At 55.6% G+C, this 20,109-nt stretch carries 19 protein-coding genes; 13 read left to right on the top strand and 6 right to left on the bottom strand.

Features of this window, described 5'->3' with window-relative positions; genetic code table 11:
• Window positions 1-23 precede the first annotated feature (23 nt).
• Window positions 24-620, bottom strand: coding sequence for a thioredoxin domain-containing protein (locus LG297_RS02110; protein ID WP_404424652.1), 597 nt, complete (start codon window positions 618-620; stop codon window positions 24-26).
• 233 nt (window positions 621-853) lie between these two features.
• Window positions 854-1,477: a DUF721 domain-containing protein gene (locus LG297_RS02105; RefSeq protein WP_404424650.1), complete on the bottom strand. Its 624-nt coding sequence runs from the start codon at window positions 1,475-1,477 to the stop codon at window positions 854-856.
• 80 nt (window positions 1,478-1,557) lie between these two features.
• On the opposite strand from LG297_RS02105, the gene mutY reads away from it, so the two are divergent.
• On the top strand, window positions 1,558-2,628 hold the full coding sequence (gene mutY, locus LG297_RS02100) for an A/G-specific adenine glycosylase (protein WP_404424648.1): 1,071 nt from the start codon (window positions 1,558-1,560) through the stop codon (window positions 2,626-2,628).
• Between the two features lie 80 nt (window positions 2,629-2,708).
• Here the strand turns inward: mutY and LG297_RS02095 are convergent, their stop codons facing one another.
• Both LG297_RS02095 and LG297_RS02090 read right to left on the bottom strand, forming a co-directional pair.
• Complete coding sequence (locus tag LG297_RS02095) at window positions 2,709-2,918, bottom strand: hypothetical protein (protein WP_404424646.1); 210 nt, start codon at window positions 2,916-2,918, stop codon at window positions 2,709-2,711.
• Window positions 2,919-3,060: 142 nt separating this feature from the next.
• The gene (locus LG297_RS02090; protein WP_404424644.1) at window positions 3,061-4,161 is read right to left on the bottom strand and encodes a site-specific DNA-methyltransferase; all 1,101 of its coding nucleotides are present in this window, start codon (window positions 4,159-4,161) and stop codon (window positions 3,061-3,063) included.
• Window positions 4,162-4,484: 323 nt separating this feature from the next.
• On the opposite strand from LG297_RS02090, the gene LG297_RS02085 reads away from it, so the two are divergent.
• The 5 genes from LG297_RS02085 (at window position 4,485) to LG297_RS02065 (ending at window position 10,636) form a co-directional block, all read left to right on the top strand.
• Window positions 4,485-5,492, top strand: a complete 1,008-nt coding sequence (locus LG297_RS02085; protein WP_404424642.1) for a BMP family protein — start codon at window positions 4,485-4,487, stop codon at window positions 5,490-5,492.
• Window positions 5,493-5,616: 124 nt separating this feature from the next.
• A complete protein-coding gene (locus LG297_RS02080; RefSeq protein ID WP_404424640.1) occupies window positions 5,617-7,266 on the top strand; it encodes an ABC transporter ATP-binding protein in 1,650 nt (549 codons plus the stop codon).
• On the top strand, window positions 7,263-8,333 hold the full coding sequence (locus LG297_RS02075; RefSeq protein ID WP_404424638.1) for an ABC transporter permease: 1,071 nt from the start codon (window positions 7,263-7,265) through the stop codon (window positions 8,331-8,333). The genes LG297_RS02080 and LG297_RS02075 overlap by 4 nt, the downstream gene beginning before the upstream one ends.
• Before the next feature lie 11 nt (window positions 8,334-8,344).
• Entirely contained in the window at window positions 8,345-9,286 is a 942-nt protein-coding gene (locus LG297_RS02070) for an ABC transporter permease (RefSeq protein ID WP_404424636.1), read from the top strand.
• A 60-nt stretch (window positions 9,287-9,346) separates the two neighbouring features.
• Window positions 9,347-10,636, top strand: a complete 1,290-nt coding sequence (locus tag LG297_RS02065; protein WP_404424634.1) for an amidohydrolase family protein — start codon at window positions 9,347-9,349, stop codon at window positions 10,634-10,636.
• Window positions 10,637-10,724: 88 nt separating this feature from the next.
• On the opposite strand, the gene LG297_RS02060 is transcribed toward LG297_RS02065, so the two are convergent.
• Window positions 10,725-11,846, bottom strand: coding sequence for an alkene reductase (locus LG297_RS02060; RefSeq protein WP_404424632.1), 1,122 nt, complete (start codon window positions 11,844-11,846; stop codon window positions 10,725-10,727).
• A gap of 104 nt (window positions 11,847-11,950) precedes the next feature.
• Here LG297_RS02060 and LG297_RS02055 point away from each other — a divergent pair, with 104 nt between their 5' ends.
• The 4 genes from LG297_RS02055 to LG297_RS02040 all read left to right on the top strand — a co-directional run bounded on the left by LG297_RS02055 (window position 11,951) and on the right by LG297_RS02040 (window position 16,122).
• The gene (locus LG297_RS02055; protein ID WP_404424630.1) at window positions 11,951-12,823 is read left to right on the top strand and encodes a LysR family transcriptional regulator; all 873 of its coding nucleotides are present in this window, start codon (window positions 11,951-11,953) and stop codon (window positions 12,821-12,823) included.
• A 139-nt stretch (window positions 12,824-12,962) separates the two neighbouring features.
• Window positions 12,963-13,565: a flavin reductase family protein gene (locus LG297_RS02050; RefSeq protein ID WP_404424628.1), complete on the top strand. Its 603-nt coding sequence runs from the start codon at window positions 12,963-12,965 to the stop codon at window positions 13,563-13,565.
• 180 nt (window positions 13,566-13,745) lie between these two features.
• Window positions 13,746-15,047 (top strand): esterase-like activity of phytase family protein, encoded by a 1,302-nt coding sequence (locus tag LG297_RS02045; protein ID WP_404424626.1) that lies wholly within the window; start codon window positions 13,746-13,748, stop codon window positions 15,045-15,047.
• A gap of 88 nt (window positions 15,048-15,135) precedes the next feature.
• Entirely contained in the window at window positions 15,136-16,122 is a 987-nt protein-coding gene (locus tag LG297_RS02040) for an SAM-dependent methyltransferase (protein ID WP_404424624.1), read from the top strand.
• 11 nt (window positions 16,123-16,133) lie between these two features.
• Here LG297_RS02040 and LG297_RS02035 read toward each other — a convergent pair whose 3' ends face one another.
• Window positions 16,134-16,565, bottom strand: coding sequence for a GFA family protein (locus LG297_RS02035; protein WP_404424622.1), 432 nt, complete (start codon window positions 16,563-16,565; stop codon window positions 16,134-16,136).
• Window positions 16,566-16,793: 228 nt separating this feature from the next.
• Between LG297_RS02035 and nadB the strand changes: the two genes are divergently transcribed.
• From nadB to LG297_RS02020, 3 genes are all read left to right on the top strand, one after another.
• Window positions 16,794-18,440 carry an L-aspartate oxidase gene (gene nadB / locus LG297_RS02030; protein ID WP_404424620.1) on the top strand — a complete coding sequence of 549 codons (1,647 nt, stop codon included), beginning with the start codon at window positions 16,794-16,796 and terminating at the stop codon, window positions 18,438-18,440.
• A 50-nt stretch (window positions 18,441-18,490) separates the two neighbouring features.
• Window positions 18,491-18,931, top strand: coding sequence for an MOSC domain-containing protein (locus LG297_RS02025; RefSeq protein ID WP_404424618.1), 441 nt, complete (start codon window positions 18,491-18,493; stop codon window positions 18,929-18,931).
• Window positions 18,932-19,005: 74 nt separating this feature from the next.
• Window positions 19,006-20,091: a diguanylate cyclase gene (locus LG297_RS02020; protein WP_404424616.1), complete on the top strand. Its 1,086-nt coding sequence runs from the start codon at window positions 19,006-19,008 to the stop codon at window positions 20,089-20,091.
• Window positions 20,092-20,109: the final 18 nt, after the last annotated feature.

Raw genomic sequence — 20,109 nt, 5'->3', positions numbered from 1 at the left:
GGCATCCGGCAAAATCGTCATTATCAATCGGTCAGTTCTTCGACCTTGTCTTCGAAGAATTTCAGATCGCGCGAACCGGCAAAGGTTTCGCCATCAATCACGAAGCTCGGCGTTGAATTGACCTTGAATTCCTGCTCACCGCGCATGCGCGATGCAACGATCCCGTCGATCAGGGCCTCGTCCGCCATGCAGGCATCAATCGCATCGCCATCCATACCGGCAAAACGAACCACCTGTTTGATCCCGTCAATCGGATCTGCGGCGCGCGCCCAGGTCATCTGCGATTTGAACAGCATGCCCAGAACCCCGAAATAACGGTCATCACCGGCACACTGCGCAACAGCAGCCGCACGAACCGCAACGCCATCCAGCGGATAATCGCGGAAGATCAGCTTTGCCTTGCCGGTATCAATCAGCGACTTCTTGATTTCCGGCAGGGTTTCATTGTGGAACGCGGCACAATGCGGACAGGTCAGCGACGCATATTCAATGATCGTCACTGGCGCATCCGGATTACCAAGCACATGTTCCTTATATTCCACAGCCTTGGCCTGCTGCGCCCCGACAATACCGATCGCAAACGCGAATGCGACCGCAAAAAACTTAACTGCCTTCAGCAAGGAAACCTCCGTTAAAACAATATTTTGTGATTACAAGCCTGTTGCAGCGCGGGAGTCAACACGCCCCCCAAAAGCGCTAATGTGCCAACGAGTCGCCAACATCGTTTGGAAATGCGGCAACTCCGTGATCAAACATTATGGGAAAATGATTCGATCCAGCCCGCACCGGAATAAAGCTTTGGGCCACTGATTGGCAAATGACTTACACGTGATTTGGAACGCAATTTCACCGCCTATTTCTTCTGCCCCGGTTGTCCCCGGGCATGAACATCCCCCGAAATGCGGCGCCCAAGCCGGGTCAGCACTTCGCGCAGATGCGGGTCTTCGATTTTGGCGATATCGATCTCGCTGGTTTCGCGGATCGGGCCTTCGGGCACATTCTCCGGCCGTTTGACCTTGCGCTCCGGGCGGGAAATATCGCCCTGCATCATTTTGATGCGTTCCACCGCGCGATACCCGAAATAGGTATTCACCCGGTCAATGATCTGCGGCATGCGGTGCTGCAATTCAATCGCCACCGGCCCCGTCACCCGGATTACAAGCGTGCCACCCCCGGCATTCTCACCCCGCGGCGGGTTGTATTTGACCGGCATGGTGAATTGTTCAAGGTCACGACCGACAATTTCCGCCCAGTGCAAAATGATTTCGGCCTGAAAGAAACCGCGTTTGCGGACCAGCGGACGTGTCAGATTGCCAACCATGGCGGCGATATTGCGCAGGCCCATGCGGCGTTCCGAATTGCCCATCGGGGTAATTTTCTGTTTCTTTTTGACCACATTTTTTGCCGCAACCATATCGGCACGCTGATCGGACGTGCTATGTGTCGGCGTATCGGTCATATCTTTTTGCTTGCTCACGCCCGCTTCTTTCGTAGGGTCTGCTCAGAACCTAAACGTAATTACCCGTTTTCATACCCGCAACATAACACGGGAACGCCGTGCATTTCACCAACGACGAAATCCATCACCTCGGTCGGACCATGCTGGACTGGTACGACCGTCATCATCGCACCCTTCCATGGCGGGCCGAACCGGGCGACGCACAGGATCCTTACCGCGTCTGGCTAAGCGAAATCATGCTACAACAGACCACCGTAATTACGGTCGGTCCCTATTTTGCCGCCTTCCTGCAACGCTGGCCGACCGTAATTGACCTTGCCAATGCCGACCTCGACGAAGTTCTGCATGCCTGGCAAGGCCTGGGATATTACGCACGCGCGCGCAACCTGCATAAATGCGCCAAGGTGGTTGCCGATGAATATGACGGTCGGTTCCCCGATACCGAAGAAGGCCTTCTAAAGCTGCCAGGCATCGGTCCCTATACGGCGGCCGCCGTTGCGGCAATCGCCTTTAACCGCCATTCAAGCCCGGTCGATGGCAATATCGAACGTGTGATTTCCCGACTGTTTGCGCTTGAAACCCCGTTGCCCGACGTAAAAACCGAAATCAAGGAAAAGTCGGCAGCCCTGACGCCGTCGGACCGGCCGGGTGACTACGCACAGGCGCTGATGGATTTGGGGGCAACCATCTGCACGCCGCGTAATCCGGCATGCGGCATTTGTCCGTGGCAGACATCCTGCGAAGGCCGCAAATCGGGCATCGCCCCGGAACTGCCCAGAAAACGCAAAAAACCCGCCAAACCAACCCGGGTCGGTTATGCCTTCTGGATACAGCGCGATGACGGCCAGATTCTTGTCCGGCGTCGCCCGGAAAAGGGACTGCTGGGTGGTCTTTACGAAGTGCCGGGCAGTGACTGGCGCGCGATTGGTGCCCCGGACGATGTGATGCTGTCCGAAGCCCCGATCAAAGCCAACTGGACGGAACTGGATGGTACTGTCGGACACACTTTCACCCATTTCCATCTCGATGTGACGATTCTTGCCACCAACATATCTGAAAGCGATGCCGCAAAGCTTGATGGCAGTTGGACAACAATTGACGGACTATCGGAATTTGCCCTGCCGACAGTGATGAAAAAAATCGTGCGGCACGCGCTGAAATACCGCTGATCCGGGTTCAATCAATCCATCTAAACAAAAAAGGCCCGCTGCCATTAAGGCGCGGGCCTTTCGAATCTTTATTCGACCGTTCAGGCGTAGATATCGATAACCTGCCCACGGCCCGTACTGCTGGGCGGGGCGGATTGCTGTGACGTCTCGGTTTCCGGGACCTGCTCGACCCGCTGGTCCTGCGGCGATTGAAGATCGTTACTACCAGTTTCCGCGATCGGCGCAGTTGCCTGCTGGATCTGGACCGGGTTCGGTGCATAAGCGGCACTACCTGTTGCGCCAACCTGCATGGGGCTCTCCATCTATCCTTACGGATAATTCCAAGACCCAAGATATAGCAAGAATTGCCACCAAATGCAAAAGGCCGGAAGGTTTTCCAACCATCCCGGCCTTCTGGCTCATATCTGTTTTTGCATGCTGCACCGCACGAAATCAGGCGGAAACCTGTCCCATTTCCTTGCGAAGCTGACTGCGCAGATTGTCGATCACAACCAGCCGTCCATCACACTTGTAATGCCAGTAAGTCCAGCCATTACAAGCCTGTGCACCCTGAACATGGGCCCCGATCTGATGGATCGAACCGGCATTGTCCTTGTGACTGATTGAGCCATCGGCACGAACAAGCGCTGCAACATTGCCGCGGTTGTCATAAATCTTGTCGCCCGGTGCCAGAAGACCGCGTTCGATGACCGCGCCAAATGGAATACGCGGAAGTGATCGCTTCGACTCCGTCATTTCAAGGCTCTCGCCATCCAGCATCTGAACCTTGCCAATACGTTCCTTCGCAGCCTTGGCATATTCTTCTTCGCGCTCAAGCCCGATGAAGTGACGGCCAAGACGGCGCGCTGCCGCACCGGTGGTACCGGTGCCAAAGAACGGATCAAGCACGACATCACCCTGACGGGTCGTCGCCAGCAAAACCCGCTGCAACAATGCTTCGGGTTTCTGGGTCGGATGGACCTTTTTGCCCTTTTCATTCTTCAGACGCTCGGACCCGGAACAGATCGGCAGCAACCAATCGGACCGCATCTGTAATCCCTCGTTAAGCTGCTTCATCGCTTCATAATTGAACGTGATCGCCTTTTGCTCGGCATTTTTCGAACACCACAGCAGGGTTTCATGCGCATTGCAGAAACGTTTGCCGCGGAAATTCGGCATCGGGTTGGTTTTGCGCCACACGATATCGTTCAGGATCCAGTAACCGATATCCTGCATCACCGTGCCGACACGATAAATGTTGTGATACGACCCAATTACCCAGATCGCCCCGGTATCCTTGAGGACACGGCGCGCGGCGGTCAGCCAGTCGCGGGTAAAATCATCATAGTGACGGAAACTGTCAAACTGGTCCCAGTGATCGTCAACTGCATCGACCTTGGAATTATTAGGGCGCAGCAGATCACCACCCAGCTGCAGGTTATAGGGCGGATCGGCGAAAATCAGATCGACCGACTTTTCCGGCAGGCTGTTCATCAGTTCGATGCAGTCCCCAACCATAACCTGATCAAGTGGTAAGGATGTCTTTTTTGTCATGATGCGTTCCAGGTTCCCCCATATTTCTTGAGGGAAGCATCACCGCAAAAAGTTAATAGACTCCGAAAATTTTCAAGGAGTCGCATCACTTTCGAAGGAATTTCAGTTGTTTAGACTATCTTAACCACTCTGCCGCAAGAACCGCAGGATTTGTTCCACCCGACATGGCCCAAGTGTGTGCGACATCACCCCAAAGAAGGGGAAAATTGACCATTTGGACAAGACAGTAATTGCCCTTCCCTTAATCATGTATACAATCTGCACAGCAATTACGCAGAAAAATCAGAATTCCATCTTTTGCTATTAACCATCAGGGGGACATCATGAAGTCTGGCAATTTCCGTCTTTCCCGTCGCGCAATGGTGTCGGCAATGGCCGCCGCTGCCGCGATGGTATCTTTTGGCCTTGGCGCACCGGCAATGGCCGCCGACCCGATCAAGGTTTCGGCGATTTACACTGTTCCGGTCGAACAGCAGTGGGTTTCACGTATCCACAAGGCGCTGAATGCGGCCCAGGAACGCGGCGACATCACCTATGAATTTTCCGAAAACGTCGCCAATACCGACTATGAGCGCGTAATGCGTGAATATGCCGAAAATGGCTCGGCCCTTATTCTGGGCGAGGTTTTCGGTGTCGAACGCGCGGCCCGCAAGGTTGCCGCCGATTATCCCGAAACCGCGTTTCTGATGGGTTCGAGCTTCGGCCCCGAAGGCGACAATTTCTCGGTCTTTGACAACTATATCCATGAACCGAGCTATCTGGTCGGCATGGCAGCTGGCAAGGCGACCAAATCGAACAAGATCGGCATGGTGGGTGGTTTTGCCATTCCGGAAGTCAACCGCCTGATGAATGCCTTCATGGAAGGTGCCAAATCGGTCAATCCGGATGTCGAATTCACCGTGACCTTCATCAATAGCTGGTACGACCCGCCCAAGGCCAAAGAAGCCGCATTTGCGATGATCGATAAAGGCGCGGATATCATGTATGCCGAACGCTTTGGCGTTTCGGATGCCGCCAAGGAACGCGGCGTTCTGGCAGTTGGCAACGTGATCGATACCGCAGCCGACTATCCGGGAACCATTCTGGGTTCGGCGCTGTGGCACATGGAACCCACCGTTGATCACGCTATTTCTGCTGTCAAAGCGGGAGAATTCAAGGCCGAAGATTACGGCAAGTTCAGCTATATGGCACCGGGTGGTGGCACCGTCGTTCTGGATGGTGCCCTTCTGCCCGAAGGTACTGTTGCCGAAGTTGAAGCCAAGCAGGCTGAAATTCTTGATGGCAGCTTTACCGTCAAGGTGAATGACGAAGAACCGAAATCTTCCATGTAAGATTTCTTCCACTTTGCGGGCAGTCCGGTTTAAACATCGGACTGCCTTTCGTTTTTGCGGAACACCCCCGCCGCTATCGCGATACGGCCAAGGCGTGACACATAAAAATTAACGGATCAGCCGGATGTCATCTGCTGCCAACCCATCTTTGGAAACGTCCCCGAAATTGCTGCTGCAACTGGCTGCAATCACCAAGAAATTCGGCCCCCTGATCGCCAATGACGCCATCGACCTTGACGTCCACAAGGGCGAAATCGTTGCCCTGCTTGGCGAAAACGGTGCGGGCAAAACCACCCTGATGAATATCCTGTTTGGTCATTATGTCGCAGATACGGGAACCGTTATGGTCGCGGGGGCGGATGGTATCTTGGCCCCGCTTGAACCCGGTGCACCGCAGGCAGCCCTTGATGCCGGGATCGGCATGGTTCATCAGCATTTCACGCTGGCCGAAAATCTAAGCGGCCTTGATAATATCGTCCTTGGTACAGAGCCGATTTTCCGCCTGCGCCGCGACCGCTCCAGGGCGCGGGCCAAGCTGGCGAAACTGATGGCGGGATCAGGTCTTAATGTCGATCTGGATCAGCCGGTTCATAAACTGACCGTCGGCGAAAAGCAGCGCGTTGAAATCCTCAAGGCTCTTTATCGCGATGCCCGTTTGCTGGTGCTTGATGAACCAACTGCGGTTCTGACCCCGCAGGAAGCAGACAGCCTTTTTGCCACCCTTCGCCAGCTTGCCGCGACGGGACTTTCGGTCATTATAATTGCCCATAAACTGGCCGAGGTTCTGGCAGTTTCCCATCGTATTGCGATTCTGCGTGGCGGTAAAAAGGTCGGCGAAATGACAACCGATCAGGCCGACCGAAGTTCGATTGCCGAATTGATGGTTGGCCGCGATGTCCCCGTAAGCCGCCGAAGCCAACGCGCACCGGGCCAGCCGGTCATCGAGCTTCGGGATGTCACGATTGATCGTGGCGATGCCAGGCGGTCCCTTCATGGGGTGAACCTTTTGGTGCGCGAAGGCGAAATTCTTGGCATTGCCGGGGTATCGGGCAACGGGCAGGCTGCGTTGGCGCAACTGATTGCCGGGCTGGATCGACCCGATGGTGGTTCCGTCGAGATTTTTGGTGAAAAAATCACGAAATTCGATGCTCATCAGTTCGCCCAGAACGGCATCGCGCGCATCCCCGAAGACCGCCATCATGACGGCATGGTAGGGTCTATGACGGTGGCGGAAAACATCGCCATCGAAGATGTCCGGTCCCGTGATTATCAGAAGTTCGGCTTCCTTGACTTCGACGCAATCCGCAAGCGTGCCGAGCATGCAATTGCCGATTACGACGTGCGTTGCCCAGGTCCGGATGCCCCGGCACGCCTGCTATCTGGCGGAAATATTCAAAAACTTATCCTTGCGCGTGTACTGGAAAAATCACCAAAACTGATCCTTGCCAATCAGCCATCGCGCGGGCTTGACGTCGGGGCGCAATCCGAAGTCCACAGACGGCTTCTTGAGGCGCGCGAGGGCGGGGCAGCCGTGGTACTGATATCCGAAGATCTGGATGAACTTCTGACCCTGTCCGATCAGATTGCGGTGATCCATGCCGGTCATATTTCATCGGCGATTGCGGCAAATGATATCGACCGGTCCGGGCTTGGCCTCATGATGGCCGGACAGAAAAAAAGCGATGCCGATTTCGGGACTGATCATTTTGAGCCCAGTACCAAGCCCAGCACAAAAACCGACGAGAATGCCCCAAGATCAGGAGACCCGGCGTGATTCGGTTTGAACCCCGTACCAATCCATCCGCAATCATGGTTTATGGCGTACCCGTCATGGCGGCAATTATCGCCATTCTTCTGGCGGCGATCCCGCTTGCCCTTGCCGGAGCACCGATCATAAACGCCTATGGCCTGATGATAAGCGGCGCGTTCGGATCGATGTTTTCGATTTCGGAAATGCTGACGCGTGCCACCCCGCTGATCCTGACCGGATTGGCGGCCGCCATCGCGTTTCGCGCCAAGCTTTGGAATATCGGGGCCGAGGGACAGCTGTATATGGGGGCGATGGCCGCTGTTGCCAGCGGATCGGGGGTCATTGACGGGCCAGGCTATATCATGATCCCCGTTGTCCTGATCGCCGGGGCAGTCGCCGGGGCGGTGATGCTGATCGGGCCAACGCTTTTGAAAACGCGGTTGGGTGTGGACGAGGTGGTGACCACCCTGCTTTTGAATTTCATCGTCATTCTGTTTGTGCAGATGATGCTGGAAGGGGCACTTAAAGACCCGATGTCGATGGGGTGGCCGCAATCCGAACCGGTGATTGATAGCGCCATTTTACCCCCGCTGATCGAACGGATGCGGGTGCATCTGGGGCTGGTGATCGCGCTGATTTGCGCCGTGGCGCTGGCGATTTTTGTCAACCGCACCGTCTGGGGATTTGAAATCCGTGCGGTCGGTGAAAATGCCGCCGCAGCAAAATTTTCCGGTATTTCGGTGACCAAGACCATGGTCCTGGTCGCGATGCTGTCGGGCGGTTTGGCCGGACTTGCCGGTGTATCGGAAGTGGCGGGAACGCGGGGTTACCTCGCGACCGATCTGTCACCGGGTTATGGCTATGCCGGGATTGTCGTTGCCATGCTGGCCCGGCTGTCACCCATTGGTGTTATTATATCAGCATTGTTTGTAGCATCGGTTTTTGTTGGTGCAGATTCCATGAGCCGCGCAATTGGCGTTTCAAGCTATCTGGCCGATCTGATTGTCGCGATGGCGTTGCTGTGCGTTTTGATCGGCGGTTTTCTGACCCGGTTCAAGGTCCATTTCGAACGCCAAAAATCGGCGGGTTAAGGGGAAAGACCATGGAAATCATCGATATCCTTTTGACCACGAATTTCTGGGCCGCAGCGCTTCGTATTGCCACCCCGCTGATTTTCGGGGTGCTGGGCGCGCTGATTTGTGAACGCGCTGGTGTTCTTAACCTTGGCATCGAGGGGATTTTCACCGCCGGTGCCATGGCGGGATGGATGGCGGTCTGGCTGGGTGCCGGATTGTGGGGTGGCGTTCTAGTTGCCGCCTTGGCCGGTGGTTTTTTCGGCCTGATCCACGCGATCCTGACCGTGCCGCTTGGCCTGTCGCAGCATGTGTCGGGGATCGGGGTGACGTTGCTGGCGACCAGCCTGTCATATTTCACCTATCGCACGGCATTGCCCGATGTGTCGTCGCCGCCACGGATCATTCCGTTCCAGCCACTTGATATTCCGATCCTGTCGGATTTGCCGTTTATCGGCCCGGCGCTGTTTTCGCAAACGGCCCTTACCATGCTGGCGCTTATCATGGTGTTTGTCACAGGCTGGGTTTTGTATCGTACCCCGCTTGGCCTTGCGATCCGGGCGGTTGGCGATAATCCGTCCTCGGTCGAGGCGCAAGGGTTATCGGTTTATGCGCTGCGCATCGGGGCCGTGGTTGCCGGGTCGAGCCTGATGGCGCTGGGCGGCGCGTTTCTGACCATGTCGGCGTTTGATGCGTTTTTCTTTGGCATGATCAATGGCCGTGGCTGGGTTTGTATTGCGTTAACCGTGTTTGCAAGCTGGCGACCGGGCAAGGCATTGCTGGGGGCGTTGCTGTTTGGTGCGTTTGATGCGTTTCAGGTCCGCCTGCAAACCGAGGTCGGCGCATTTCTACCATCGCAGGTTTTCCTGATGATGCCCTATTTACTGTCGATTGCCGCCCTGATCATTGTCGCGCGCAAGGCCGATTATCCCAAGGCATTGCTGGTGCCGTGGTTCAAGGGACAGCGTTGATTTTCGCCCCGAAACAAATAGCCTGATGATTAAAATATCCCATTACCGAAGGACGCCGCCATGCAAGCCGATCTGATCCTGAAAAACGCCAATCTGCCCGATGGTCGCACCGGTGTTGATATCGCCTGCAAGGATGGCAAAATCATCGAAATCGGGCCGAAATTGCCGATCCTGGCGGGCGAGGAAATCGATTGCGACGGAATGCTGGTCAGCCCGCCATTTGTCGATAGCCATTTCCACATGGATGCCACCCTGTCGCTGGGCCTGCCAAGGATGAATGAGTCGGGTACGTTGCTGGAAGGCATCGCGCTTTGGGGGGAACTTAAGCCGATTTTGACCATCGAGGCGGTGATTGGACGCGCCCTTCGTTACTGCGATCTGGCGGTATCGAAGGGCTTGCTTGCCATCCGAACGCATGTTGATGTCTGCGATGACCGTCTGCTTGCGGTCGATGCGTTGCTTGAGGTCAAAAAACAGGTCGCACCCTATATCGACCTGCAATTGGTGGCGTTTCCGCAGGACGGTTATCTGCGCAGCCCAACGGCAAAGCAGAATGTCATTCGCGCACTCGATAAAGGCGTTGATGTTGTCGGCGGCATCCCCCATTTCGAACGCACCATGGCAGACGGCGCGCAAAGCATTACCGAACTTTGCGAAATGGCAGCCAAACGCGGCCTTCGGGTTGATATGCATTGCGATGAAACCGATGACCCACTGTCGCGTCATATCGAAATGCTGGCTTATGAAACGCAGCGCCTTGGCCTTCAGGGGCGCGTTGCCGGATCGCATCTGACATCGATGCATTCGATGGATAATTATTACGTCTCGAAACTGATCGCCCTGATGACCGAGGCCGAGGTCAGCGCGATTGCCAACCCATTGATCAACATCACGCTTCAGGGGCGTCACGATACCTATCCCAAGCGTCGCGGCATGACGCGCGTGCCGGAATTGCGCAAGGCGGGGCTTACCGTGGCGTTTGGCCATGATTGCGTGATGGACCCGTGGTATTCGATGGGATCGGGCGATATGCTTGAAGTCGCATCAATGGGGCTGCATGTCGCGCAGATGACGTCGCGCGATGATATCCGGGCATGTTTTGACGCGGTGACAACCGAACCGGCAAAAATCATGGGGCTTGAGGGATACGGGATTGCGGTTGGTAACAATGCCGATTTCGTCGTGTTGCAGGCCCGCGATACGATCGAGGCCATCCGCCTTCGCGCCAACCGGCTTTATGTCATCCGGCGCGCTAACATCATCGCCGAAACCCCGTTGCAGCAAACCCGCCTGCATCTTTCGGAACGGCCGGAAACCGTGCGCAGCGATGATTATGCCCCGGGGAAATAGAACCGGCATTTGAATGAATGCATATAAAAGCTGCCGGGTTCAGCCACCCCCAAAAACTTGAAGGCGGCTGAACGGACGTCTTGCATGGCTATTCTGCGGCCACCTGGTCAAGCGTAGGGTAATCGGTATATCCCTCTGCCCCACCACCATAAAAGGTATCGCGAACAGGCTGGTTTAGCGGCGCATGACGACGAAGCCGTTCCGGCAGATCCGGATTGGCAATGAACGGGCGACCGAAGGCCACAGCATCCGAGTTCCCGGACGCGATGGCAGCACGTGCCGTTGACGGCTGAAATCCGCCGGCAGAAATGATCGGGCCACCGAACGTCTTTTTGAACATTGACGCAACGTCCGGTGCATCCATGTCGAGCGGACTTTCATCATCCGTGAAATCTGCGCGAGGCTCGATAAGGTGAAGATAGGCCAGATTGCGTTTACCTAACCCGGCGATGACAGACTCCCAAAGGGCGACACCATCGCTATCTTCCATGCCAAGCAGATTGGACCATGGCGATAGACGCACACCAACGCGATCTGCACCGATGACGGCTGTAACCGCATCGACGACCTCGTAAAGGAACCGGGCGCGATTCTCAATCGGACCGCCATATTGATCGGTACGCTTGTTGCTCGCATCGTGGAGAAACTGGTCAATCAGATAGCCGTTTGCTCCGTGGATCTCGACCGCATCGAAACCGGCAGCCCTGGCATTCAGGGCTGCCTGAACGAAATCGGCCCTGATTGCATCAATCTCGGCAAGCTCCAGGGCGCGCGGCGTCTCGAAGGGAACCTGTTGGCCCTCAGATGTATAAATCTGACCCGTGGCCGGGATTGCCGAAGGGGCAACCGGTAGTATTCCGTCAGGCTGGAGCGATGTGTGGGACACGCGACCGACATGCCAGATTTGATTGACGATCATGCCGCCTTTTGCATGAACCGCTGCGGTGACGGCCTTCCAGCCTTCGATCTGTTCGGGGGTGTAGACACCCGGAACCCAATTGTAGCCATGGGCCTGCGGATTGATGTCGGTTGCTTCGGTGATCAGAAGCCCGCCGTCACTGGCCCGCTGGCCGTAATATACGGCATTAAGCGCGTAAGGAATGTTACCCGGTTGCTTTGAACGCATGCGGGTCAACGGCGGCATGACGACGCGATGCTTCAGCTTCAAAGCACCGAGCCGGAGAGGTTTGAAAAGAGGATCGTTTTCCATAGTTGCCTCATATGGTTTGCTATGGACAAAACATATGAAATCACGATATTTGTTTCAATGTACGCATATTGTTAACTACAATAACACATTTCGTTATGATAGGCATGAATCCCCAAGGCCTTGAAGTATTCCTAAGCGCGGTGCGCACGGGCAGTCTTTCCGAGGCGGCCAAGCATCTCAGACTGACGCCGATGTCCGCAACCAGACGTCTGGCAGCACTGGAGGAGGAATTGGGTGTTCGCCTGCTTCACCGGACCTCGCGATCCCTTGCACTGACGCCCGAGGGGGAGGTTTTCATGCCTTTCGCCACGGCAATCATTGATACACAGGAAGCCGCGCGAGCGACGCTTAACCCGACCAGAGGCGGGGCGACAGGGTTGCTAAGGGTTACTGCCCCCGTGACGCTTGGCCGCAAAAGGATCATGCCAATCATCGAGGAACTGCTCGACGAGAATCCGGGACTGATGATCGAACTCGATCTGAACGATGCTATCGTCGATATCGTCGCATCGGGTGTGGACCTCGCAATCAGGATAGCCCCACTCAAGGATTCCGGGCTTATCGCACGACGAATCGTTTCTAATCCAAAGCTTATTTATGCCGCACCGGCCTATATTGAAAAGCATGGAACACCCCGAACGATCGAGGATCTGGAGCACCATGAGTGCCTTACTTTTTCCAACTTCACCCATTGGCAATTCCTCGTTGATGGCAAGGAACGCTCGGTACGGGTAAAAAGCCGCTTCTCCTCAAGCTCTGTCGATGGTTTCCTGTCCGCGTGCGTCTCGGGCCTCGGATTGGCTCAGCTTTCTGCATGGGATGTAAAGGACGAGGTTGAGAACGGCAGTCTTGTTCCGATACCAATCGAGGGTGCATCGCCGCGCGATCTTGCGATCTGGGCCGTATTCCCGTCGCGGCGGCAGGTCCTGCCCAAGCTTCGGGTTTTTCTGGACAAATTCCACAAGAGCCTTGTCTGAGAGGGTCTGCGAATGACATTACTGTTGCGACCCTTCAGTCTACGAGAATCTGAGTTGGCGCATAATGCGACAATTCACGTGATCCATTCGCTGTAACGCTCCATATGATGGGGATAAACGCACTTTACCGGGAACCGCCATGTTTTATGAACCGGGCAAAACGCCGCATAATCTGCCGCATGATCCGTTCAAGGCCTGTGTGGCCCCGCGTCCGATTGGCTGGATTTCGACGGTCGATAAACACGGGCACGCCAATCTTGCCCCCTATTCATTTTTCAATGCGGTCTGTGGTAATCCGCCAATGGTCATGTTTGCATCCGGCGGATCGATTGACAGCCTGAACAATGCCCGTGAAACCGGCGAGTTCATTGCCGCCGTCGCCCCGCGTGCGATGCTGCGCGAAATCAATTTCTGTTCCGCCCCGCTGCCACCGGGCGAAGACGAGTTTGAATATGCCGGCTTGACCAAGGAACCGGGCCAAACGGTGGCCGCGCACCGGATCAAGGGAGTCCCCATCCATATGGAATGCAAGGTGTTCCAGATTGTCGATCTGCCCGGCCCCAACCCGCAAAGCAAAAACGCCATGGTGATCGGCACCGTCGTCGGCCTGCATATCGATGAAGCGATCATTCGCGACGGCATGGTCGATGTGACTTTGTTCGAGCCCCTCGCACGGCTTGGCTATCACGAATATGCCAGTGTAGCGGAAACCTTTACCGTCCGGCGCGAGGATTTCTGGTAAACAGCCCGCCGGTTTACGGCGATAGGTTACGACTTTCTGTTGTTTCACGGAAACGACCCGCAACCGCAAACAAACTGTCACAGTAAAATTCTAATGTGATCCTCATCACTTGCGCCTGAACCGATGCATATGCCGGGTTCGGGCGTTTCTTCGTATGGGTTACTCGATGGGGATCACACCATGAAACGGACGATTGCAGCCGGTTTTGCCGGTATTGCGGCCATGCTTCTTGCAACAACGGCAATGGCGGGCGAGGCCAAGGTTTTCGAAACCAAAAGTGCGATTAACAATCTGTCGACCGTCATGGTGGATGGCGGCAAGGCACGCGACCTGACGGTTGGTTTCGGTTCAGGGGCCTATCGCCGTCCCGGTGATCCCGCCAATATGTTCTATGCCGTTTCCGACCGTGGCCCGAACTTTGTTTGCGATGACGTTCAGGACGTGCTTGGCGTTTCCAAAGATGTCGTGTGCCAGGGCCGCAAGGTTCGCGTCTATCCGACCCCGGATTATTCGCCGTCGATCTATACCATCTTCCTGAATGATGACGGCAGCTTTGACGTCAAGGACGTTATCGCGCTTAAGGACCAGAATGGCGTGCCCCTGACCGGTTTGACCAACAAGCTGTCGGTTGCCAAAACCGAAAAGCCGGTCGATGCCAATGGCAAGGAACTGGCACAGTCGGTGTCGGCAATTGACGCCGAAGGCATCATTCGCCTGTCGGATGGTTCGTACTGGATCGGTGAAGAAAACGGTCCGTCGATCCTGCATGTTGCCGCCGACGGCACGGTCAATGAACGTATCGTTCCAGCCGGCTCGGGAAAGGATTTCGAAGGTGCGGCCTATAAGATCACCGGCGATCTTCCGGCGATCCTTGTGACCCGCCAGACCAATCGCGGTATTGAATCGATGGCCGTATCGCCCGATGAAAGCAAACTGTATTTCATGGTTCAGAACCCGCTGGCCAACCCGAATGCCGATGCTTACAAAACCGCCAAGAATACCCGTCTGTTTGTCTATGACCGCATAAATGGCGAGCTTGCGGGCGAATATATCTATCAGCTTGATGATCCGCAGACCTTCCGCAACGATCCGTCCGACAAACAGAATGCACCGCGCATCTCCGAGGTCCTTGGCCTTGGCGATGACCGCCTGCTGGTTCTGGAACGGACCGATGGCACCACCAAACTGCATGAAGTCAAACTCGATGGTGCGTCGAACATTCTGGCATCTCGCTGGGACGAGATGTCGACCAGCCCGTCGCTTGAACAGGAAAACGACCTGTCAAAGCTTGACCTGAAGGCAGTTGCCAAAACACTTCGTTTCGACAGTGCCGATTACCCTATGGCCCCGACAAAGATCGAAGGTCTTGCGATTATGGGTGATGGTGCGCTGGCCCTGATCAATGACAACGATTTCGGCATCAAGGGCGATGCCACCAAGGTGCTTTTGATCGACGGTCTGGTGCAGGCAGACAAATTCTGATCTCTCGCTGGATCATCTGACATTGCGGGAAAGCTGTTATGCGGCTTTCCCGCTTTTTTATTGGGCGAAATCAGCGTAAAAGCGGCCCATGAAAAACGATCAGACACACACCACCCGGACTTTTGACATCCCCGACGGTATCGATGCGGTCATCGAACCGATGGATGCGACCGGTTATCTTGCCCCTGTCGGCTTTGAAGATCAGTTGCGCGCCGAACTTGGCGACGTGATCGAAAGCCATGACCGGCTGATGTTTGCGCCCGGCCCGGAACGGCGCGTTTTCTGGGCGCAGAATGTCTGGCGCAACCCGATCCGGATGGCGATCCCATCGATCAAGGGGGCGGCCAAAATCCTGAAATTCAATCAGCGCAACTGGGCGATGTTCAAGTTTGACCATTTTTCGCGCGCGAAACTGATCGAAGCCAACCTGCCGCATGTGTCGGCCAAACGGCAGGTTTTTGGCGAACCGGCCCCGACCGCGCCGCTGGGTTCATGGACATTGATCGATCCCGATACGATCATCGCATCGATGGATTGTTCAAGCCCCTGGAAAAATGGCGAGGTCGAGTTTGAAGAAGACAAAACCACCCCGCCCAACCGCGCCTATCTGAAACTGTGGGAAGCCTTCACCCGTCTTGGTGTCGGGCCTGAAGTTGGCGATCGCACAATGGATCTGGGCGGCAGCCCCGGCGGCTGGACATGGGTTTTGCATGAGTTTGGCACCGATGTGATCAGCATCGACAAGGCGCGCCTTGATCCCAAGATCGCCAAATTGCCGCGTGTTGATTTCCGACAGGAAAGCGCGTTCGGGCTGAACCCCGATGAAATCGGTTATATCGACTGGCTGTGTTCGGACGTGATCTGTTATCCGGACCGGCTGTTCCAGCTGGTCAATCAGTGGATGGATGCCGGTATGGCAACCAATTTCATCTGCACCATCAAACTGCAGGGCGACACCGACTATGCCGCCATTATGCAGTTTGCCGACATTCCCGGATCGAAGGTCGTGCATTTATACAATAACAAGCACGAACTGACCTGGATGAAGGTCCCCGGAGTGACCGATCAGGACTGATTGCGCGTCAATCAATCCTCGTCATCGCCGTCATAGGCAGGGATCGCCGGATCAAGCGGGTAATAATCGCCTTTGTCCTTGCAAAACATCTGAAGCGACGTGGAAATACCGGTTGCGCCATCAAGTGTACCGGGCGTAATCGCAATCGCCTGCGAACGGACCGGCCGCCAGAACAGGGATGATCCGCATTCCTTGCAAAAACCCCGGTCGCTTTGATCGGAAAGGCGATACCAGCGAAGCCCTTCGTCGCGGATCAGATGCAGCGCATCCTTTTCGACGCTGGCATAGGAACTGACATGACCATGCAGTTTGCGGCACAGATTGCAGTGACACAGCTTGGCGTCATGCAGTTTTCCACGCACTTCATAACGGACCTCGCCGCAATGGCAGCCGCCAACATGGACGGCCCCGGACGGTACCCCTGATGGTGTCGGTGTGTTCATCAAACCTTCCCCTTCTGATCGAATGCCATCACCAGTATCTGGATAAAAACCGGCACCATGCAAGCATGGCATGGTGCAATATCGATGTAATTGCTGGCGAAATTACGACGATAATGTTTGAGCTTCGCCAAAAGCAGTCCTATTCTGCCGCTTCTGTTCGGGCCCCGGATGATGACGCCACCGCGCCAGATGCCATCCGTCGCCTTGCCTCACAAGCGATGGGATATCATGACCGATCTGTCCTTCCATTATGATGTGCTTGTCATCGGCAGTGGTGCTGCCGGTTTGTCCACCGCACTCAAGCTTGCGCCGCATGTCAAGGTTGCTGTCCTGTCGAAGGGCAAGATCGATGACGGTTCAACCAACTGGGCGCAGGGCGGGATTGCCGCCGTGCTTGATGCCGCCGACAGCATCGAAAGCCATGTCGAAGACACGCTGGTTGCCGGTGCCGGATTGTGCAAACGCGATACCGTCGAATTTGTCGCGCGTAACGCGCCCAATGCCATCAAATGGCTGGATGACCTTGGCATTCAGCTAACCCGTGACCCGGAAGGCGGCAATGATCAGCCGTTTCACCTGACGCGCGAAGGCGGGCATAGCCATCGCCGCATCGTTCATGCCGCTGATGCCACCGGACGCGCGGTGCAGACCACCTTGCAGGGTGAGGTCGCCAAACATCCGAACATAAGGATTTTTGAAAATTACCTTGCGATTGATCTGGTGACAGACCGCAAGCTTGGCGGTGAAGGCCGCCGATGCATCGGGGCCTATGCGCTTGATCTGAATACCGGCAAGGTCCGGTCTTTCAATGCGCGCACCGTGGTACTTGCCACCGGGGGTGCCAGCAAGGTTTACCGGTTTACATCCAACCCCGATGGATCGACGGGGGACGGTATTGCCATGGCATGGCGTGCGGGTTGCCGGGTGATGAATATGGAATTCAGCCAGTTTCATCCGACCTGCCTGTATCATCCGCAGGCTAAATCATTCCTGATTACCGAGGCCGTTCGCGGCGAAGGCGGCAAATTGCTGTTGGCCGATGGGACGCGTTTCATGGACCGGTTTGACGAACGCGGCGAACTGGCCCCACGCGATATTGTCGCGCGCGCGATTGACCATGAAATGAAACGCCTTGGTGCGGATTGCGTGTACCTTGACATCACGCACAAGGGCGAGGATTTCATCCGCGAGCATTTCCCGACCATTTATGAAACCTGCCTGACATATGGCATCGACATGACCAAACAGCCAATCCCGGTTGTTCCGGCCGCACATTATACCTGCGGCGGGGTTTTGACCGATCTTCGCGGGCGTACCGATCTGACCGGGCTTTATGCGATTGGTGAATGCGCGGGCACGGGTCTTCACGGAGCGAACCGGCTGGCGTCGAACTCGCTTCTGGAATGCCTGGTCTTTGGCGAGGCGGCGGCACGCGACATTGTCGAAGCACTCCCGGTTGATGACAGGTTCAAGGTCCTGCCGGACTGGGACGAAACCGGGATCACCGATTCCGACGAGGAAGTCATCGTCGCTCATAACTGGGAACAGTTGCGCAACGTGATGTGGGACTTTGTCGGCATTGTCCGAACCACCAAACGCCTGCAAAGGGCGCAGCACCGCATTGATTTGCTGTTATCGGAAATCGACGAATATTACGGTAATTTCCGTGTCACCAACGATTTGCTTGAATTGCGTAACCTGTCGGTTGTCGCCAAGCTGATCATCCAGTCGGCATTGTGGCGCCATGAAAGCCGCGGCCTGCATTACACCACCGATTATCCGGAACGCGATGACAGTGCGACCCCACGCCAGACCATTCTGGTACCGGAAAACTTCGCTGGTCGCTGGGTCGTTTCCGGGCAATGGAAAACCTGATCGAAAAGGTATGTTTTCCCTGCTTTCGTGGCTCAAAACCGGAGACTGTCATGACCGCTACCCTGATTGGTATTGCCCGCAAGGCCCGTTCGCGTGCGCCAATGGAAACGCTTGATGGTGTTTCTGTCAGCCTTGATCTTGGTATTGATGGCGATTATCGCGGCAGGCTTCGCAAACGCCAGATCACGGTTATGGCCGAAGAAGACTGGTTGGCGGCCTGCGCGGAAATTGACCGTATGGATTTGCCCTGGACCACGCGACGCGCCAACCTGCTGGTGCGGGGTGTGAAATTGCCGCAAACGCCCGGTGCGCGCATCCGGATCGGTGATCTGGTCCTTGAAATCACCGGCGAAACCGATCCGTGCAGCCGGATGGAAGACGCGGCAGCAGGCCTTGAAAAGGCGCTTGCCCCCGATTGGCGGGGTGGCGTTACGTGCCGTACCATCGAACCCGGTTCAATCCGGGTTGGCGATCCGATTATTACGGACTGATCTGCCTGCTGCCCATCTGGAAATCCGACGCCGGCATCCCACCTAAAAAGGCAACAACCAGATCGGGGAACAGGATGAAGCTTGCACCGATACCGCATAACGAGATCGAACGTCAGTCCGCCATCACCCGGATGCGTATTGCAACCTTTGATGCCGAACCGGAGCTTGATCGGATCACCGCCCTTGCCCGGCGTGTTTTCGATGTGAAATCGGCAACCATCACGGTGCTGGATCACGACCGGCAGATTTTCAAATCCCGTGCCAATTTCAATATGACCGAAAGCCGTCGCGACATTTCATTTTGCGGCCATGCGATTACCCAGACAGAACCCTTTGTGATCAATGACGCGCGCAATGACGACCGTTTTTGCGACAATCCGCTGGTTGTTTGTAACGAGCCGATCATTTTTTATGCCGGGATGCCGGTGTATCATCACGAAGGCCATCCAATCGGAACGCTGTGCATTTTCGATAACAAACCACGCGAGATGAGCCAGCGCGATATCGATAACCTCAAGGACCTTGCCTATCTGGTCGACATGATTTTGTTGCTGCGGTTTGCGCAGTTCAGCCAGAAACGGCTTTTGCAGAATCTGGACGATGCGGTGCGCCAAAGCATGATTGACCCAATGACCGGGCTTTGGAACCGGCGAGGGCTTGACGAGATTCTTAATCGGGAACTGGCCCCGGAAGGGGCACCCGTGCCGGAACCGCTTGGGGTTCTGATATGCGATATAGATCACTTCAAACATGTCAATGACACGCACGGGCACCTGATCGGCGACGAGGTTATCATCAATGTTGCCGAAACACTGAAAACCCGTTTACGCGAAAACGATATCATCGCCCGGGTCGGCGGCGAGGAATTTATCTGTATCATTCCGGGTATCTCGCGCGAGATGACACCGAAAATTGCCCAGAAGATTTGTGACATTATCCGCAATAGCCCGATTGAAACCAGCGAGGGTACGAACCTTCGCCTGACAATATCCATCGGGGCGACATGGATATCGCCCGATATGGGCACCGTTAACCGCAAGCCCGTCTTCGAGACAGCCGACAATGCGCTCTACACGGCAAAATATAGCGGGCGTGACCGGGTTGTCTTCAATACCGACATTGTAGAAAATCGCCCCGAGGGGCTGCTTGAACAGCAATAATACCGCCCTGAAACAGAT

It is taken from the genome of Thalassospira australica (assembly GCF_044790785.1).
GTDB lineage: Bacteria > Pseudomonadota > Alphaproteobacteria > Rhodospirillales > Thalassospiraceae > Thalassospira > Thalassospira australica_A.
The sequence above is the reverse complement of the archived record's forward strand: the minus strand, read 5'-3'. Positions and strand labels throughout refer to the sequence as shown.

Coding starts and splice junctions, on each gene's coding strand:
- LG297_RS02095 (WP_404424646.1), bottom strand. CDS start 2,918: ATGCAGGTTGGCGCAACAGGTAGTGCCGCTTATGCACCGAACCCGGTC.
- LG297_RS02090 (WP_404424644.1), bottom strand. CDS start 4,161: ATGACAAAAAAGACATCCTTACCACTTGATCAGGTTATGGTTGGGGAC.
- LG297_RS02085 (WP_404424642.1), top strand. CDS start 4,485: ATGAAGTCTGGCAATTTCCGTCTTTCCCGTCGCGCAATGGTGTCGGCA.
- LG297_RS02080 (WP_404424640.1), top strand. CDS start 5,617: ATGTCATCTGCTGCCAACCCATCTTTGGAAACGTCCCCGAAATTGCTG.
- LG297_RS02070 (WP_404424636.1), top strand. CDS start 8,345: ATGGAAATCATCGATATCCTTTTGACCACGAATTTCTGGGCCGCAGCG.
- LG297_RS02065 (WP_404424634.1), top strand. CDS start 9,347: ATGCAAGCCGATCTGATCCTGAAAAACGCCAATCTGCCCGATGGTCGC.
- LG297_RS02060 (WP_404424632.1), bottom strand. CDS start 11,846: ATGGAAAACGATCCTCTTTTCAAACCTCTCCGGCTCGGTGCTTTGAAG.
- LG297_RS02055 (WP_404424630.1), top strand. CDS start 11,951: ATGAATCCCCAAGGCCTTGAAGTATTCCTAAGCGCGGTGCGCACGGGC.
- LG297_RS02050 (WP_404424628.1), top strand. CDS start 12,963: ATGTTTTATGAACCGGGCAAAACGCCGCATAATCTGCCGCATGATCCG.
- LG297_RS02045 (WP_404424626.1), top strand. CDS start 13,746: ATGAAACGGACGATTGCAGCCGGTTTTGCCGGTATTGCGGCCATGCTT.
- LG297_RS02040 (WP_404424624.1), top strand. CDS start 15,136: ATGAAAAACGATCAGACACACACCACCCGGACTTTTGACATCCCCGAC.
- LG297_RS02035 (WP_404424622.1), bottom strand. CDS start 16,565: ATGAACACACCGACACCATCAGGGGTACCGTCCGGGGCCGTCCATGTT.
- nadB (WP_404424620.1), top strand. CDS start 16,794: ATGACCGATCTGTCCTTCCATTATGATGTGCTTGTCATCGGCAGTGGT.
- LG297_RS02025 (WP_404424618.1), top strand. CDS start 18,491: ATGACCGCTACCCTGATTGGTATTGCCCGCAAGGCCCGTTCGCGTGCG.
- LG297_RS02020 (WP_404424616.1), top strand. CDS start 19,006: ATGAAGCTTGCACCGATACCGCATAACGAGATCGAACGTCAGTCCGCC.